The organism is Veronia nyctiphanis, assembly GCF_004116385.1.
GTDB lineage: Bacteria > Pseudomonadota > Gammaproteobacteria > Enterobacterales > Vibrionaceae > Veronia > Veronia nyctiphanis.
The window spans coordinates 215,479-232,316 of the sequence record NZ_PEIB01000002.1 but is presented as its reverse complement, the minus strand read 5'-3'; the positions used below and the strand labels follow the sequence as shown (position 1 = coordinate 232,316).

Sequence of the window (16,838 nt, the reverse complement as noted above, 5' to 3'; positions counted from 1 at the left end):
GCTTATGAGTCCAGATTGCGCCAAATGCAGGAATGCCCCGGCTTTCCATGCCATATACAACTTGCTGAGTCAGTTTTTGATTCGAAATGCATATGACAGCCTCAGCCGAAAAGTCTTCAAAGACTGATAGCTGAGCGCAACCATGTCAGGTTTGCCTTTGGCGTCAGTGTCCCAAATCAGCGCATCTGGCTGAGCAGCGAGAATTTCATCAACCAGCTTATCTCCGTAGGTTTTTCTTGGGTTACGAGTGACCAAACCAATCTCATCGGGAGTTTTTCGCCAGTAAGTGCGGTAAACAAGGCCCTATCCCACTGCCAGTCGCAACATAAACGACGCGCTTAAACAGCACCTCGATGTTTGCAACACCTGCGGTAGGAATACCCTTAACCCAAAGGTGGGTTGGCTTATCGTCGATGAGTTTCCCTGTCCAGTCACCCGCTCGGGAAACAGTGAGCCGATAGCTTCTTCATCTGGGCTAGGTACGTTGGCAAAATGATGCCACTCCACTAATGGTGAACGGCTGATAGCATGGATGACCCAGCAAAAGGCGTCACGCCATACTTAAATTTCAGCAAGGCAACATGCGACGAGGGTGTGCTGATTTCAACAGGCACCTTTCTTAATCTCAACCAAGGCAAGAGTATGCTGAACGTCATGATTGATAACAGCCAGATCGATGGCTGACTCAAAACCATTTCTTTCACGGTCATAGCGACTGAAGCATCGGCAATTTGTGACAATGTCATACACCAAAAAAGACCGAGCACGGTCCACCCCACAAAACGATGTACCATTTCAAACTGGTTGTGATGTTTCTTCCTGACTTCAGGTAATGCCATCGTTATGATCACCAGCAATGCAGCCATAATCGTAACGGCCAGCCAGAAGGTCAATCCTGACACCTTACCAGCAGCCTCAGTTCCCCTCAGGAAGTCAGCACCGAGGTAATCGATGGTGATGAAGCCAAGAAGTAATGCAAACCAAATGGTGCCGCAAACGGCTGATCCGGTATGCATTCCGCCGTGATGATAAACCTTCCCCAAATGCCATCTTATGGAAAGTGGCCATGTCACAGGGGCTCGGGTTGCAAGCCAGAAAAGAAAATTAATGATGTATTGCTGTCTAACAATGATGGTCACAAAGAAGTTAGCAACTACCATGTTGTTGATAAATGCAACACTGTCTTTACTGACTAATGAATCTGCTGATACGGCAAAGTCGAGCGCAGCAACAATATTTACCAACACCACCATAATGAACAGACGGACGTAGTGTTCTAACGCACGATGTTTTAACAACCTTGCGGGTAACTTTTGCTGTTCGGGCAATTCGGTGTTTTCGATATGCATGACCATCAGGCCGCTCCTTCGTTTTGTGAATTTGAAACAGACGCTTGTTGATCACGCAAAAACATGTCCATGAGTTTTCTCTTATCAATTTTCCCGCGAGGTGTTAGCGGCAGCTTATCCAATGCCACAATATGTTCAGGGATGGAGTAGTAAGGAAGGCGGTGCTTGAGGTGGGCTTTGCCTTCTTGTTCAGTACAGATTTCGGGAGTAATAAATGAAATCAAGGTTCGGTCATCGAGTTTCAATGTCACTGCCAACTCAATGTCATCCTTGGTTTCTAATTGACGCGATACACCGTCAAGCTCAACTCTGAAACCACGTACTTTGACCTGATCATCAGTGCGACCTATATGCTTTAACTCGCCATTGGAAGTCCAACGGCCTAAATCTCTGGTCCTGAACATCATGCTGCCGTCCGCCAAAAAAGGATCGGGTACGTATCGTTCCGCAGTGAGTGCGTCATTGCCCAAATAACCTTTGGTTACACATGCTCCACCGGCCCACATTTCACCGACTTCACCGATTGCACAAGGCTGCATGTCGTCATTGAGAACATAAACAATGTTGTTGGGTGTTGGCTTTCCGATACTTAGCGGCTTGCTCGGTGGTATTTTTGCATCGTGTTAACGATGGTTGTTTCTGTGGGGCCGCAACAATTATAAAACTGGCAAAACCCTGACCATTTCTCCGCCAGAGGTATGGGGCATGGCTCTCCGGCCACTGCGACCGTTTCCAACTCGGGGCATAAAGAGGGGTTAATACGAGCAAGGATCGATGGTGTAGCAATGATGACATTCGCCCGACTCGCGGTAGCCTGAAAATCGCTTCCTCTTAAAATGAGCGTCGCCCCATGGCATAACGCACCAAAGATTTCCCATGCTGACATGTCAAACGAAATACTGAGCAGTTGTGATACAACCATACCCGGTTTAATTCCAAGATCTCCGGGTTGGGTCATGATGATATTGCTCAGGTTTTTGTGGCTGACACAGACACCATTCGGCGTGCCCGTTGTGCCCGATGTAAAAAGAACAAAGCAAGTGTCATCGCTGTATTTCGTTGGAGAGACAGAAACGGTAGCTTGCTGATTAAAAGCGGTATTTCTTTGCAGCAGGTTCTCGATGGTAAAGGTATTTGTTTGGTTAAAGTCAGGTAAAAGACCACAACAGGTCTCGGTTGTCAGAATCGCCGCAGGCTTCACGAGTTCAACAATACTTTTTAGTGCGTTAGCAGGCGTTTTTTTGGCGTCTTGCGGTATATATATAGCTCCAATTTTTAGTGATGCAATGATCGCGACAATCAGAGATTCAGAGCGACTGACAAACAGACCAATGTAGTCACCCTGTCGAACGCCAACGTGCACCAACTCTTCTGCAATCTGGGTCGCTTTTAGATTGAGCTCTCGATAACTTAGTCGTTTCTCACCATCAATAATTGCGATTGACTCAGGCGTCTGTTGAACATGTTGCTCAAACGCGTCAAGAACAAACTGCTTATCCGGCTTTATTCGTCTTCCAAAGCCAAATTGTTTGATTCGCTTTAGATCCCAAAGGCTAAGATGTGAGGCCATTTCCTCCCAGTTTGCTTGGCGGTGCGTGTCACTAAGTGCTGCGGTCTGTGTTTCTCTAAGCTCAATATTGGATTTAAAAATAAACTGTTTCATTTTTACCCCATTGCTCATGATGAATAATTTCAATTGAATGTTCGTTTGTTAATTTTCTTGATTCATACACCACGGATTAAATTTGAGAATAGATATTTAGGAATCGTTAATCTTCTTAAATTTATCTTAATTAATTCGTAGTAATCTCAGACACTGTCTCAACTCATCAGCAAATAAAAACAACCAGTAGTAAAAATAAAATTTCAACCTAAAAGATATTTACAAGTCATCCTTAATGACAATTATGTTTTTGATAAAAGGTAATAAATAGAGTTTTGGGGATTGAAATAAAACCTCCTACACGGTTACAGGATGAAGGGTTTTAAATTAATGTTTTAAAAGTTAAATTTGAGGTTTGGATTGAATTTTAAAAGGAGGAATTAAGAAGTTAACATCGAAGTTTCAACTGGTTAAATAAAATTCATGTTGGAACTTTTTTGTTTATATATATTTATTAACATTTAGCAGAAGTAAAATTTATTATGAACAAATAGGTTATGAATAACTCATTTTATCTATTTATTGTTTTCAAAGCGTTAGATACTGTATCTAAACAATAATACAGCCATCTCACTGTTGAAGTAATCATACATATGAAACAGTCACAAAGATACGAGGCTCAAATATCTGTATGATTGATTGAGAAAATTCAGTTTATTCGCTGTCTACTACTTTCTGCTTTTATTAGGTCTGAGACCAAACTGTCTATTTTCGTGGGCTATTCTGTAATTTCACAATTTGGTAAAGCTAAATAGAGCAACAGACAGTGATTAAATACTTTTCGGTTCAGCGCGTACTTTTAGTACTGGTATGTGTACTCGTATTTGGCCTGGGTCTTCAGAGACACTGGCCAGAAGCATTTAACAAACTGACTGCATCTATTCCTTTTCCGGTTAGCAACCCGGCGCCTTCAGGTACTCGCCTACCTGCGTCGCCAGTGTTGCCGGTTTTTGTGGACCGAACTCTCGCTTACGGCTTGTTTCACCGTCACCAGCAGAATGCATCCGGCATTAAGGATATTGCCGATTCGCTGGCAGGCGGCGCATGTGTGTTCGATGTCGACCAGGATGGATGGCAGGATTTATTTATCATAGGAGGAAGTGGCGCCAGGGAACTGGCTGAGAGCCATGGAATATGGCAAAAAACGCAGGGCGATGCTCTGTTTCGTAATATTGATGGTCAGCGCTTTGAATTACTGACTACGTACCAACATCAACACAGCATGGGTTGTGCTGTGGGCGATCTCAATCAGGACGGGCGTGAAGACCTGATTGTGTCCCATCGTGATGGTTTGTCAATTTATGAAAACCAACCGTCGGGTCTGAGCCCGGCTCCTTACCGAACAGCAACAAAAAATTGGTATACCAATGTGCTACTGACTGATATCAACCATGATGGTTTGGTTGATATTTATGCCAGTGGTTTTGTGAGGCCCGACGACGCAAGTAGCGAATTGCTTGCATCAACAACGCTGGGTTTTGATCTGGAACAGTTTGAGCCAGCACCTAATCTTTTGCTGGTGAATCACGGTGGGTTAATTTTCACCGATCAGACTGCAGATTATGCATTGAGAGATGCATCCGGATTAGGGCTTAGTGCACTTAGTTGGGATATCAACCATGATGCAAACGTGATCTTTATACTGTGAATGCCAATAACACAGGAAACAAGGTTTACGTGACCCACAATTCGGTATTCAATCAAAGTAACTCGCTGCGGGACAAATCAAACGTTTTCGACTTCCAGACTGCTACCGGTTCGCATTCGGCAATATATGGACCACTGGTCGACAACTGGCATTTTGATTTGCTTGTCTCACATCGACAAGGCCACCTGCAAACACTTGTTGCGCCATCGCAAAGACCACCCTATTTTCAGAACGTGACCGAGAAAGCGAAGTTTTCCGGTGAGCACGATCGTTATCTCAGCGTCTGGGGTAATATCGTCGCCGATTTGAATAATGATGGATGGTTAGATGTTGTCTCGAGAACGGGGGAGCTCAAGCCTGAAGCCGATACACCTTACCTAGCGCGACGCCAACCAGACGTTGTTGCTATGAATACTGGTGGGCAATTCAGGCAGGTGACACTTGATGAAATGGGTATCGTCAAGAGCCTCAACTATTCAGGTCGCGGAGGTATCTCAGCAGATTTTGACAACGATGGGGATATGGATTTGTTCCTAAGCAACAACAATGATGCAGGTCAGTTGTTGATAAACCGTACACCAAAAATATCTGACTGGCTTGGTCTAGAGTTGATCGCCGACACTCATACCAGTGGTTTAGATACCGCCGTCACGATTGAGTATCAGGACGGCACGAGGATTAGGAGACACAGTAACAGTCGATTCAGTTTCCTTTCCTATGGTGACAAACGTTTTCTGGTTCCCGCAGCCAAGCCTGTCCGAGAAATCACGATATATTGGCCCGATGGCAGCTCGTCCCAGCATCAAAACTTGCCACTCAATGAGTACGTTAAAATTGAGCAGTCGGAAGAGTTATCCATCGCTTCTTTGATGAACCTTGGCCTTGAGAAAATCGAGACAACCATTGGTACTAAAGAAGAAGAGGTTGAAGCCCCGCTTCCACCTGCTGATAGTGAGTTTTCGTTGGCATCAGCATTTACCGCCCTACCCGCGTCTGAGCAAGACATCAGTACCTTGTTCTTAACCAAAGAACTTACACTGGCTCATGAACCCGGGAGTGTGGCGGCATGGTTATACCAACTGGACTCTGGTGCATTGTTCAATGAGCCGCTGTTCGAAAAGCTGGCGACTGATCCTGATGCAGGGTTAGCATTCAGCCGTCAACTCGAGTATCGACCACCGGGTAATACCATGTTGGCCTACTTGCCTGCACTGTTCCAAAACCCAGATCCTGAGGTTCGTGAGCAGGCAGTCAACGCCATCAGTAAATGGCAAATTGATGCCACAATACCTATGGTCATTCCACTGCTCACTGATGACTCGGACGCGGTAAAATGTGCAGTTAACCAAATGATGATCGGTTTGTTTGAACAGACAACGACCTTATCAGATCATAAATGGCTGGCGTTGCCGGATATGATCAATGCACTTGGTGGTTCACCCGCTCCCTGCCAATTACAGGCGTTGGGCGCGTCAGGCCATCATAAAGCACTGAGGCCATTGCTTTCATTCCTAAACCATCCTGATTTGATCACAGCAATGACAGCACGTCTGGCCCTCGGTCAACTCAGACAACCCGGTGGTTTCTTGCCAATGGCAGAAGACCTCAAGATGTATGCGTTAACCGATCCAGATGAAAACAGTGCACGTCTGTCGTTAAGCAGTATTGTCAGTCTGCGCAAGTTAGCGTCCAATCAGCAATTGCGTGAACTGGGCGAGTGGTTGACAAGCTTGTCAACTGAGCATGTTGAAATGCTGTTAATCACCTTCCAGCGCTACAACACGCCGGGCCTTGGGTTAGCAACCTTACAAGAGGCAGTCAAGGAGCATCTCAAGCCCCTTCGTCAGGCAGTATTGTTACCAGTAAACAGTTACGTTCACTCACCCACCTTGTTCTTTTGAGCGCAGTGAGGGGCGTGGACAACAGAATGCTGTATCAATGGCAACAAGCAAATACTAACGGGTGGCAAGACGCACTGTTGAGCACCTTAATGAGTTTTGATGATCACTACCCGGTGAATATCGATCTCTACTGGAAACTCGCCTATTTGCTTGATGATGACAAACAGCAGGAGCTTTACCTGAGACAGCACCACTTACCTTTGTCTAATGAAATTGCAGTTCGTTGGCTTGCGGGCTCTGGTGAGCAGGCTAATCGAGCAATTTCACGCCTCAAAGGGAAAGTATTGCCTGAACGTCTGGTTGAATTGATGGCAATGCAACCTTCTCTCTGGTCTCGGCTTGTCGAAGCTTGTCAGCAACTTCCTTACTTTCCTGAGGGTATGGAAAAAGAGTTGATGCGACAAACCAAAGCCAGCGAGTTGATTCCATCTCGACAGATTGCTTGTTTGTTCAGGCATGCCGAGCCGCATAAAGATTGGAATAAATGGTTGCTTCTCGCGACACAGGACCAGCGCCGAACCTTCTTCCATGCATTGGCCGCGAACCCTAATCTGAGTGTGAAACGCTGGCTCCTCAAAACAACGTTACTGGAGCTGACCAAAACAGCAACAGCATCGCCGTTTGAGCTCGATCCTTTGTTGCCTGATTTGATGTCCGTTGTCATGTCATCAGGTCCGCTTCCCGGTATATCCACAATGGTTCAACTGGGTTTAGCGCACAGCGACAAGAGAATCCGCGACCACAGCCTTTCGCTGCTTTGTGATATGCCAAAGGACTATCTTGCACCTTTAGCCAAAATCATGCTCAACCGATGGGTGGTGGAATATGGTGCGAACGGAGAAAATTTGTATCGAATTGAAAAGCTCCAGCAGGCGTACCCAGACCTGTTGAACTTTGATCATTTGGTACAGATGATGGCACCAGCAGATGCGATGAACCTTCTTTAAATCAGGCATGCTTGATTGCTTAAATCAAAATCCCCGGCAAAATACCGGGGATTTTTTTTCACTTAAAGTATCTAACTCACCGCATCGACGCGTTCATCGGATCATCCGTTTCATCCTACTGTCGTAGTAAAAGTCCCTTTGTTCAATGATCTTGATTTGCGTCGCGTCAGGGTGCGCAGGATTGATCAAAAAGTTGTACTCACTAGCAACTATGGCCGAGGGGAGCTGCATAACAGGCGACTGCTGTTCATTGAGCCATTGAACACCAAGGTTTCTTGAAGTATCCGCGTCTGGTACTGCGTCCCATCCTTTGGGTAATTCAGATTCACTGCGGCGCTGAATTGCAAGGCTATCGGGGATAAAGATGGTCAGCATGACAAGTTTTGGCATGTGAACAGGACTCTCATGAACAAACCTTTCCAGTGCAGCCAATGAACGCGACCCAGCAGTGTAGACAACAGGGTATCCCTTTTGATGCCAGCGGCCTGAACCGAACATTCCTCCCATCCCAGAGAGATCAGCAAACCTTGCTAATGAGAGCCGAAAGACTTCCATCAGGCGGTCATGCCGTGCATCAATCGATACAACACCGTTTCTACGTATTGAATGCCAGTATTGGTATCAAGGTAGTCCAAAGCTGCTTTACCACCGAAGATTGCCTGAGGCGTTTTTAGCCAGTCGAGAGCAATATTCCTGTCTTCGAAATACTCAGTGGCCAAGTCCAATACCCGACGAATCGCCAGTGTTTTTTCTGATTGAGATGGCGTGAGCACATCAACATCACTTTTGCGCTGCATGCTACGCGCACTCAGGCCAATAAGAGCGACCCACTCAGTATTGGTTAACGCCATGTCCACCATAACTTTCCGAGCATGTTTGACTGTCAGACCATGGCGGATGATATCCAATTCCGCATCCTGATTGATGACCTGACCTTTTTTGATAATACCGAGAGATTGCAGCTGTGCTGAATACATAATGGATCACCTCCGTGACGTGATGGTTAGATTATGCGCGACACATGTCTGTTAGTAAAGCGCCATATGTCGTCAATAACTCGTCTTTTTATTTTATTGGTAAAGAGGTCTGTTTTTTTACCTGACCAAACGCAAAGCTTGATTCTATTGCAGCTAGGTTATGCAGTTGGGTCAGTTCTTTACGGATAAAGTGCTCGTAAGACTGCAAAGATTCACTGACAACACGCAGCAGATAGTCATGCGTGCCTGTCATCAGAAAACACTCCATCACCTCATCCATCACGGCAATCTGTTGTTCAAAATTAGCGATATTATCTTCAGTTGGTCTGTCGAGTTTAACTAACACAAAGACATTAATTGGCAAGCCACATTTGTCCTGATCAACATGGGCATGATAGCCAGTGATTAGCCCCTTTTTCTCTAGCGCTTTGACCCTGCGTAAACAAGGCGATGGAGATAACGAAATCTTATCTGACAATTCTTGGTTGGTGAGTCTCCCGTTCTTTTGGAGTTCAAGCAGAATTCGTTTGTCTGTGGCGTCCATAATCACTCCCGGTATCGTCAATCACAATTAAAGGATAGAACTGTGATCTATCTCAACAGATAATTATATTGCATAATCTGCCAATATACACGCTACTGTGAGCATGAATAGCAATCATTTACCTCTATGACTTTGCTAAGTTTAAAAAAGGAACACGTTTTTATAGAAGGGAACGCGTTATGAATACTCAGCGACAATTGAGCCCATTGCGTAACAGCACATCGAAAGAAACCGCGGAAGAGCTTGCGACTGAACAGGCTGAGCACTTTGGGATTGATACAGAGAGTGATTTTGGAAAGTCGTTAATCCATTTAGCGACCCATTTATATCAGGCTAACGGACATACTCACGACCTTTGGCAACTCACGTTGAATAACCTATCAACACTTGACCGCAGTGATCGCATCGCATGGTTTAATGCCAAACGCTTTTTATCATTTCAACTCGCCAAAATTTTAGATAACCTGCAAAACCCAATGCGGGCGAGCTATAAAAGCATCGCAACGTCCAACGGTAACTTCGCTGCCAAGGGTGCTTACCCTATTTTTGATAATGTGGCGGCCATCTTTTCATCAAGCCCAGTGATAACGAGAACGGCGACTTATCTATTTGCCTGTACTGAATGGGTAGAAGATGCATTTAACGGACGAGAACCACTGCATGAAATTTATTCCCGCTTACTGAATCCAACCTCTATCAGTCTCGCCAACCATATTGTCGACGTAGAAGCAGGGAAAATGGCTGATCAATATTTAGCCTGGAACTTCAATTCAGGCATGGCTGCCATCGACGGATTATTGAGCCACTTATTGGGCAGAGAAGATATTGTGATTGCCTCCCGCAATATCTACGGAGGCAGCTATCAGTTGCTGAATGACTGGTACCATAAATCATCTAATCTCGATGTGGCCGTCGAGTGGGTCGACGGCTATGGCACTGACGATTATGCTTCAGCGATGGATGACGTTGCGCAAAAATACAAAACAAGACTTGCTGATGGCCGCAAAATTTATGTCTATTTAGAGAGCCCGTGTAATCCCCACGGATACGTATTGGACGTTGCTGGCATCTCGAAAGAAGCCCACAAGCGTAACTGGACGGTGATTACAGACACTACGGTGGGAACGCCATTTTTGTCTCCAGTTCTCAAACGAGACGACCCGATGGAGCGTCCAGACTTTGTCATTCACTCGTACACCAAAGACCTTGCAGGAACGGGCAGCACAACGGCAGGCGTGGTGATTGGGCGAAACGAGGAAATGTTTATTCCAAAAGGCGATAGCGTCACATACCAACAAGCCAACGGAACGCAGAAACAGGTCAACTGGAATGAGACCCTCTTTTGGAACGTGTATTACATCAAAGGCGCGTTCCTTGATGCCGACAAAGCTTTTGAAGTGCTTAATGGCATGAAAACATTTGAAATGCGCGTGTTACAAAAAACCATTAATACGCTGACGTTGGCAAAGGTTTTCGATAAACATCCTGACATTAACGTGTCATGCCCTGCTCTACCCGCCAGCCCAAACCATAAAGTGATGAAGGAAAATCTACATCTCGGCTTACCTGCGCCTTTGTTCACTATCGATATGGAAGGGACGGAAAGTCGCAAAGCCATCTCACCAGTTTTGTATAAGCAGTTTTTTGATATGCTCGAACCTGCTATCGGTATGCAAGTCAGCCTCGGCCAGACAAATACTGTTGCTTTGTGTCCTGCCATGACTACCCATTCTGAATTATCCGGCGACGCTTAAGAGACGCAGGTATTGCACCAACAACCATGCGCATCGCCGTTGGTCTCGAAGATCCGCGCGTATTTATTGCTCATATCAAACAAGCGGCTGAAATGACGTTGGATGATGGTCATCCCGGATTTTCCGAGTGTTTTCCTGAAGCTGAAGTGATTGACGAGATATACCGCTCGACCTACCTCGATGTTCATCAAAAGTTTGTTGGCGATTTGCCCAACTTCAATGCACTTATGGCGTAAGCCAAGCCCATACAATCAGTCACAAACTTGAGAGCAATACAGCGAGGAGAAAACATTATGTATTAAAATCAACAACCTGACAGTTAAGGTTGGTCGGCTACTTCAATAACTTACGTTACGGGATTTTCACTGACTTTTTCTAGAACGTCTTTTGGCGTTCTGGTTTCCTTAATGCTTCAAACATCGGTAAACTCCAGGGTCTGACTGCCAGAACAATACTGGTGCCATATCGCTGTTCCATCTCAAGCACTTCATCTCCTCGATGTAATTCATCAAAGAAGGCCTGTAAGCGGGTTAAACGATGCTGAATTGCCTGATTAGAGGTCTTTGAGAGCATACCTGAGGCAAATAAACGCAACTCTCCCGGCTGATCAAAGGTAGATTTAAAAAATTCAGAGCTAATGTGCTTATTAAAAAATTGCTGAATAGGTCCGTTCTCTTGCCATTGAAAGTTGCGACTCAGTTTTAGTCTTACTTTTTCACCGGGCAAATAATCAATGATCCTCATCCTATCTAACTCGACCAGATTTTGGATCATATCCAGTCGGTCAATGTCATAGTTGGACAATATCTGATTGACTGTCCATTTATTGATCAGCAAATGTGCGGTCAATAATAAAGGAATATCAGAAACAAGCGCTTTTTCAGATTCAACGCTTAGCTCCGACGTACTCAGTAAACCTTCTTGCATCGCCATCACCAGATCACTCAACTCAATACTCACCAACTCACAGACTTTTTCTATTCGTTCAATTGTGAAATCACAGGTTGAAAATAGACGTTTGACGCTGGCTTCTGAAATTTGAAGGTGTTGTGCAACTATCCGATAAGTGACGCCGTGTTGTCTCAGGAGCGCTTTAAGTGTTTGAACTAATTGTTTTCTCTGACTCATTAAAAACACCAAAGGTATCATATTTTAATACCAAACATATCATAAAGAGAAACTTTAACAAAAATGGTTTTAAATTTAGCTACCTGAAATATATTGAATTTACACGGTTTTATCGAATTAGAGCAGAGGGAAAGAGAATGTTTAAACAGCAAGCAAAGCAAATCACGCAGGACAATCAAGCAATCTGGGAAAGCTCTTTGTACTTTCAGTTTTTAAAGACGGCGAACAGGGAAGAACTTTTAAAATCTCAGGTCCCTTTTTATCATGCTGTTGATGCCTTCCCTAAAATGCTTTTGAATCTGGCAAGCCGAATTCAAAACCCTTACGCGAGGCTCCTGATTGTCGACAATATTTGGGAAGAACATGGGCAGGGAGACACAGAAAAATTTCATATCAACACTTTCAACGCCCATCTCAACGCTCTGGGGTTTAAGGGAACGTACTTTCACAGTCCGTTTATCAACGATTGGATAGATAACTACCTAAAGAGTCATGACAAGAGATTTTTATTTCATGCTCTGGCTGCAATTGAATACATCTATGCTGTCATTTCTGAAACGATCGCCAATAAATTAGCTCAAACAGCATTGCTCGGTGAGCAAACGCACTACTCCAAGCACAGTAAATTAGATTGGAGCCATGGTGAAGAAATACTGATGGCAATGGAGAAGGAAGGAATAGATTTTGATGCTGAGCTATTTTGTCGTGAGCAAAGAACGTTTATACACGTGCTGAGCACCCTATCACTTCCGACCACAGAGGAAATCATTCATTTAAACGAACAGATGCCAGTGAACTTTTATCATACCCGCGAATCTTCAGCGGTGTTGACGAAAATCATTGATGACATCGCTCGTGATGGGATTAGCGTACTGACTGTTTGCTCAGGGGGAGAGCATGTCATTGAACACCTCGCCAATGAGAAGGTAGCGAGTGTTTTGGCCTTTGATATCAATGAAGCACAACTTGAAGTTTGCAGGAAGAAGATGTCAGGCCAACAGGCTTTGCCGGAGGGGAAGTTCGAGTACCTCTTCCAATTTGTCCGGAACGTGTTCACCAACTCTGAAGGGGAGCTACACATTCGCTGGGCGCTTCAAGGTGATTTTCGACATATGGACTATGTGATTGACAATGTGTTCAGTACCGAGGTGCTTACAGCTATTTTTGGCCCTAAGGCGACACGATATTCACAGGGAGTATTCAGCGAACACTTCAAACAGGTATACAGAAAGATGGCATCGGATATAGAAAGTGAGCGAAATATCCTCAATTCAAAGAATGTCATTCTCGGTACCCCTCTTCCCCCGGCTATGTTGGGTGATGCGGCACAAACAAAGCTAACCCTTGTTTGTAAAGATGCCAAACAAGCCGTCTCCGAGGGACGCTATGATTTTATCGATCTATCCAATATTGGTGACTGGATGCCGCTAAACGAATTTGTGGAAATTACACATAGCGCCTTCGAACGCTTAAATGAAGGAGGACGAATGGTTATGAGACGGTTATTGGGTGATTACATTTTACAGGATATATCAATGGGCACCGTCATCCCCTTGGACGATAACACCGGATTTTATTCAGAAATGGTCGTGTTCGAAAAATGAGATTTAAAACACTAAAGAGCATTGAACAAGGGCAATATTCAAAATTGCTGCGCCAGTTTGAAACTCAGTTTATCTATCCACTGGGTGATGAAACTTTCAATATCTGTCACGGTTTGTCCAGCGGGCAGTATTATGACTTCTTTAATTCGCTTGGGCAGGCGGAGTTTTTTGTCTTAGAAGAAAAGGACGCCATCCTCGGGATGGGGTGCGCAGTATTAAGAGAAGTTAGCCACGGTGGCAAATGTCAACGATTTTGGTACCTATGTGACTTTAAATTACATCGTTCTGCCAGAGGTAAGGGTTTTTTCGTCAGGTTGTTAGTGAAAAAACTTCTGAGTTACTACCTGAAAAGCAACAAAATTTTGGCCGTTAATATGTCGCCGCCAGACAATAATTGGCTAACAAAAAAGATAGAAAGCGCGTTCTTTTTCCTGCGTATCAACACACGAGCGATCTACTTTTATGAGTGGTCTGTCGATGAGTATCATCGAGTATGGTTATCCAACCAAGCGCTATTAAGTCGTTATGCGCTATACACAAATGTTGGTAGCAAAGATATTGTAATTAATGGAGAAATCCGGCCTATTTATCACTTAGTGGACAAAAACCACGCAAGCATAAATTTGCTAAACCATAGACCGGTCAAGTTAGACGCTTTATCGAGTAATCCCAAGGCGATGGTCATGCTCTCTACCTCAGATGAAAGTGTTCGTATCGAGTTGAAAAGCAATAGAGTCTCGTCAAATTATACTGCACATTAATTGCCAATTGCGGCCTGAATATTGACGAACTTAATTTCTCAAGCCTTGAAATCTAAGAGATGGGATAGAAACATGTGGATGGTTCATGTTTTTAGTAACCGAGCCTCTATGACTGAATATCCCTGTCGTAAATGTCATTTATCATTCAACTTATGTCGAATGACATCATAGGATTGTCATCGATATAGCGGATTTTAGAGTGTTTTAACCGATTAATTGCATCAAAGACAAAAAAACCGCTCCAAGAGCGGCTTTCTATAATACTGTCCATCGAATACTCAGCGGTTAAAAACATCCACTACCAGCGGCCAGACATATACCCAGCCAGCATAGCCTATTCCTGCAATGACCAGTAACCAGAATAAGTTACCTAACCAGCGATTTGTCGCATGATAGTTGACGGGATCCGGCTCACCACATTTCGGGCAGGCATGCGCTTTTTTCGAAACCTGACTCTCACAGACAGGACAAGTAACCAGTGGCATCGATAAATCCTTACTCAACTTCCTTATAATTTCCCGTATGTTAGCGCCATCGTCAATGAGTCGCCAGTCTCTTAATCAAGAAAATTGAGTAAGGAACGGGATTGAGCCCCAGGCCAAAGCAACTAGCTAAATTAGCACCGGGGTCACTACAATCATTTGAAAATGTCATCCTTCAAAAGGTAAGTCGTCACAACTTCTGCCATGACACGCGTATTCGTTAACAGCACCTTGGTATCCATATTATCGATACCATCACAGTCTTTTTTGTGGCAAGGATCGAAAGGCTTGTTTGCTTCACCACCAAATGTTGCCATCAGACTTTCTGATTTCGTACCGTCTGCACCACTAAATAGGCCACCAAACGGCACATGATATTTACCGAATGCCTCGTAATCGCCTTTATTGTCTAGCAATAACGGAACCATATTGGTATTCAAACCCAGAAACGCGTTTTTAAAACTGTTTTCTATGTGATATTGCCCGCCATCAGCGGGCAAAGGAAGTTTTCCTGAACCATAAGCCGATGAAGAATCACTGGATGTAGACGAAATATCGCCGTCCAACACACCGTAAAAGCCGTTCACGGACGCAATAGAATCGAGATTGATATAAGCCTTAATAGCGTTGCTTGCCTGCATTCGACGACTGAGGATTTCTACTTCACCTTCAGATAACTCTGCATATGTCGCTTTGCCGGTTTCCACCAGCAATGTGTTTAAAATTTGCTGATACTTTGCGTCAAAATTGGCTTCCGCATAACTGGCTGAACCGTATTTTCCCGCTTCGCCAGCACCCCAGAATGCGAGTCTTAACGAACTTCGAAGAGGGTCAATAGCATTCTTACCTAATTCCTCGACAAGCACTTTGGCATATTCGAGCATAGCAACCACGCCAGAGCCGTTGTTGTTTGCTCCCGGGCTACCTGCGGCAGAATCAAGGTGTGCACCAACCATCACAAACTGGTTTTCATTACGTCCTTTCAGGTCAGCAATTATATTTTTACCGTTTCGCTCTTCTTGGCTCACATCGACATTCAGGATAATGTCTTTATTAACGTTAAAACGGAAATAGCTTTCAGCTTTGTTATAGCTGATACCTAGAATGGGAATGGTAACAACCGGGTTCAGCCTATAAGGTAATGCGGTGTCATAAACACTGGTATCATCAGCACCAGTAGGTTGGCTTTTGAACATGATGACGGCAGCAGCTTTATATTTCTGAGCGAGCAAAATCTTTTGTTCAGTATCACAACCACCTGCTTGCAACATGACAATGTTGTTAATGATAACTTTGCCATTGTTGTTAATTGCTTCTTGAAAGTCAGTGTCAGCGCAGCCATCAGTTGGCGCGTGTGCTGAGCCTGGGTTGTAAGTAGTAGGGTTTAGCCAAACTAAATCACCATTAATCTCACCATTAGATGCTGGCGAGTATTTAATCACCGCGAAGTTGTTAAGAGCATCAACACCTACCGAGAGTGTTGCACTGTTTTTATTCCACACACGATAAGAAAAAGACTGCTCCGTTACGTCGAAGCCGAGATTGATTAATGTTGACTTGATATCCTCTTGGGCCGCTTTTAGTCCGTCGGAACCCTCTTCACGTGACGCAACCTCACCGCTGGCTGTCGCATGCGCATCGAAACTCACCGCCGATGATGAAATTCCGCTCTCGGTAAACGACTGAGAAAACGTCTCTGCTTGTTGGCTAATGCTCGGTGATGATCCCCCTCCGCCGCCGCATGCGGTCAACACGCCAAGACAAATCGCAGACAAAACATGTTTTTTTAGATGCAAGGCCTTATTCATACTTTCATACCTGAATTTTTATCAATAAACATTCCATTGCAGTCTTGCGCTGCAAAAGATCTGGGCAAGGCAAATTAACAAAGACCAGAAACTCCGCTATCTCTATCAATTACCTAAATATTATGTGCATGAGTAGTGAATTTTGACGAAGGGAAAGTCTGCTAAAAGTTGTATTTATTAAAAAAGATACGTCTTGTGAATTTTGGAGAAAACCAGAGTCTCAAGTAAGGATTAAGATCTTAAATAATTTACGTATTTTATATCTTCAGTTT

At 44.4% G+C, this 16,838-nt stretch carries 13 protein-coding genes and 2 pseudogenes; 6 read left to right on the top strand and 9 right to left on the bottom strand.

All coding sequences use genetic code 11. The features are described from left to right. Positions 1–4 precede the first annotated feature (4 nt). The 3 genes and pseudogenes from CS022_RS27935 to CS022_RS27115 all read right to left on the bottom strand — a co-directional run. Positions 5–1,355 (bottom strand): annotated as a pseudogene (locus tag CS022_RS27935) (hypothetical protein); the annotation flags it as partial. Beyond that, complete coding sequence (locus CS022_RS27120; RefSeq protein WP_328590305.1) at positions 1,355–1,912, bottom strand: acyl-CoA synthetase family protein; 558 nt, start codon at positions 1,910–1,912, stop codon at positions 1,355–1,357. The pseudogene CS022_RS27935 and the gene CS022_RS27120, both read right to left, overlap by 1 nt. Before the next feature lie 26 nt (positions 1,913–1,938). Then, positions 1,939–3,012: an AMP-binding protein gene (locus tag CS022_RS27115; RefSeq protein ID WP_161569541.1), complete on the bottom strand. Its 1,074-nt coding sequence runs from the start codon at positions 3,010–3,012 to the stop codon at positions 1,939–1,941. 766 nt (positions 3,013–3,778) lie between these two features. Here CS022_RS27115 and CS022_RS02925 point away from each other — a divergent pair. The 3 genes from CS022_RS02925 to CS022_RS28390 are packed head-to-tail and all read left to right on the top strand — an operon-like array spanning position 3,779 to position 7,508. Beyond that, complete coding sequence (locus tag CS022_RS02925) at positions 3,779–4,660, top strand: FG-GAP repeat domain-containing protein (protein ID WP_161569540.1); 882 nt, start codon at positions 3,779–3,781, stop codon at positions 4,658–4,660. Positions 4,661–4,689: 29 nt separating this feature from the next. Continuing rightward, positions 4,690–6,561 (top strand): ASPIC/UnbV domain-containing protein, encoded by a 1,872-nt coding sequence (locus tag CS022_RS02920; protein WP_161569539.1) that lies wholly within the window; start codon positions 4,690–4,692, stop codon positions 6,559–6,561. Between the two features lie 26 nt (positions 6,562–6,587). Continuing rightward, complete coding sequence (locus tag CS022_RS28390; protein WP_129121017.1) at positions 6,588–7,508, top strand: hypothetical protein; 921 nt, start codon at positions 6,588–6,590, stop codon at positions 7,506–7,508. Between the two features lie 93 nt (positions 7,509–7,601). Here the strand turns inward: CS022_RS28390 and CS022_RS02910 are convergent, their stop codons facing one another. From CS022_RS02910 to CS022_RS02900, 3 genes are all read right to left on the bottom strand, one after another. Beyond that, complete coding sequence (locus CS022_RS02910) at positions 7,602–8,063, bottom strand: RES family NAD+ phosphorylase (RefSeq protein WP_129121016.1); 462 nt, start codon at positions 8,061–8,063, stop codon at positions 7,602–7,604. Next, positions 8,063–8,485, bottom strand: coding sequence for a type II RES/Xre toxin-antitoxin system antitoxin (gene parS, locus CS022_RS02905; protein WP_129121015.1), 423 nt, complete (start codon positions 8,483–8,485; stop codon positions 8,063–8,065). Before parS ends, CS022_RS02910 begins: the two co-directional genes overlap by 1 nt. A gap of 88 nt (positions 8,486–8,573) precedes the next feature. Then, on the bottom strand, positions 8,574–9,029 hold the full coding sequence (locus tag CS022_RS02900; RefSeq protein WP_129121014.1) for an Lrp/AsnC family transcriptional regulator: 456 nt from the start codon (positions 9,027–9,029) through the stop codon (positions 8,574–8,576). A 179-nt stretch (positions 9,030–9,208) separates the two neighbouring features. Here CS022_RS02900 and CS022_RS02895 point away from each other — a divergent pair. After that, positions 9,209–11,019 (top strand): annotated as a pseudogene (locus tag CS022_RS02895) (trans-sulfuration enzyme family protein). A 139-nt stretch (positions 11,020–11,158) separates the two neighbouring features. Here the strand turns inward: CS022_RS02895 and CS022_RS02890 are convergent. After that, positions 11,159–11,911, bottom strand: a complete 753-nt coding sequence (locus CS022_RS02890) for a helix-turn-helix domain-containing protein (RefSeq protein ID WP_161569538.1) — start codon at positions 11,909–11,911, stop codon at positions 11,159–11,161. 137 nt (positions 11,912–12,048) lie between these two features. Here CS022_RS02890 and CS022_RS02885 point away from each other — a divergent pair, with 137 nt between their 5' ends. Next, the gene (locus CS022_RS02885) at positions 12,049–13,515 is read left to right on the top strand and encodes an iron-containing redox enzyme family protein (RefSeq protein ID WP_129121012.1); all 1,467 of its coding nucleotides are present in this window, start codon (positions 12,049–12,051) and stop codon (positions 13,513–13,515) included. Next, a complete protein-coding gene (locus tag CS022_RS02880) occupies positions 13,512–14,276 on the top strand; it encodes a hypothetical protein (RefSeq protein ID WP_129121011.1) in 765 nt (254 codons plus the stop codon). The genes CS022_RS02885 and CS022_RS02880 overlap by 4 nt, the downstream gene beginning before the upstream one ends. Before the next feature lie 278 nt (positions 14,277–14,554). Here CS022_RS02880 and CS022_RS02875 read toward each other — a convergent pair whose 3' ends face one another. Both CS022_RS02875 and CS022_RS02870 read right to left on the bottom strand, forming a co-directional pair. Then, entirely contained in the window at positions 14,555–14,761 is a 207-nt protein-coding gene (locus CS022_RS02875; RefSeq protein WP_129121010.1) for a hypothetical protein, read from the bottom strand. 152 nt (positions 14,762–14,913) lie between these two features. Continuing rightward, a complete protein-coding gene (locus CS022_RS02870; RefSeq protein ID WP_129121009.1) occupies positions 14,914–16,566 on the bottom strand; it encodes a M28 family metallopeptidase in 1,653 nt (550 codons plus the stop codon). Positions 16,567–16,838 lie beyond the last annotated feature (272 nt).

Coding starts and splice junctions, on each gene's coding strand:
- CS022_RS02880 (WP_129121011.1), top strand. CDS start 13,512: ATGAGATTTAAAACACTAAAGAGCATTGAACAAGGGCAATATTCAAAA.
- CS022_RS28390 (WP_129121017.1), top strand. CDS start 6,588: ATGCTGTATCAATGGCAACAAGCAAATACTAACGGGTGGCAAGACGCA.
- CS022_RS02870 (WP_129121009.1), bottom strand. CDS start 16,566: ATGAATAAGGCCTTGCATCTAAAAAAACATGTTTTGTCTGCGATTTGT.
- CS022_RS02900 (WP_129121014.1), bottom strand. CDS start 9,029: ATGGACGCCACAGACAAACGAATTCTGCTTGAACTCCAAAAGAACGGG.
- CS022_RS02890 (WP_161569538.1), bottom strand. CDS start 11,911: ATGAGTCAGAGAAAACAATTAGTTCAAACACTTAAAGCGCTCCTGAGA.
- CS022_RS02875 (WP_129121010.1), bottom strand. CDS start 14,761: ATGCCACTGGTTACTTGTCCTGTCTGTGAGAGTCAGGTTTCGAAAAAA.
- CS022_RS02910 (WP_129121016.1), bottom strand. CDS start 8,063: ATGGAAGTCTTTCGGCTCTCATTAGCAAGGTTTGCTGATCTCTCTGGG.
- parS (WP_129121015.1), bottom strand. CDS start 8,485: ATGTATTCAGCACAGCTGCAATCTCTCGGTATTATCAAAAAAGGTCAG.
- CS022_RS02885 (WP_129121012.1), top strand. CDS start 12,049: ATGTTTAAACAGCAAGCAAAGCAAATCACGCAGGACAATCAAGCAATC.
- CS022_RS27115 (WP_161569541.1), bottom strand. CDS start 3,012: ATGAAACAGTTTATTTTTAAATCCAATATTGAGCTTAGAGAAACACAG.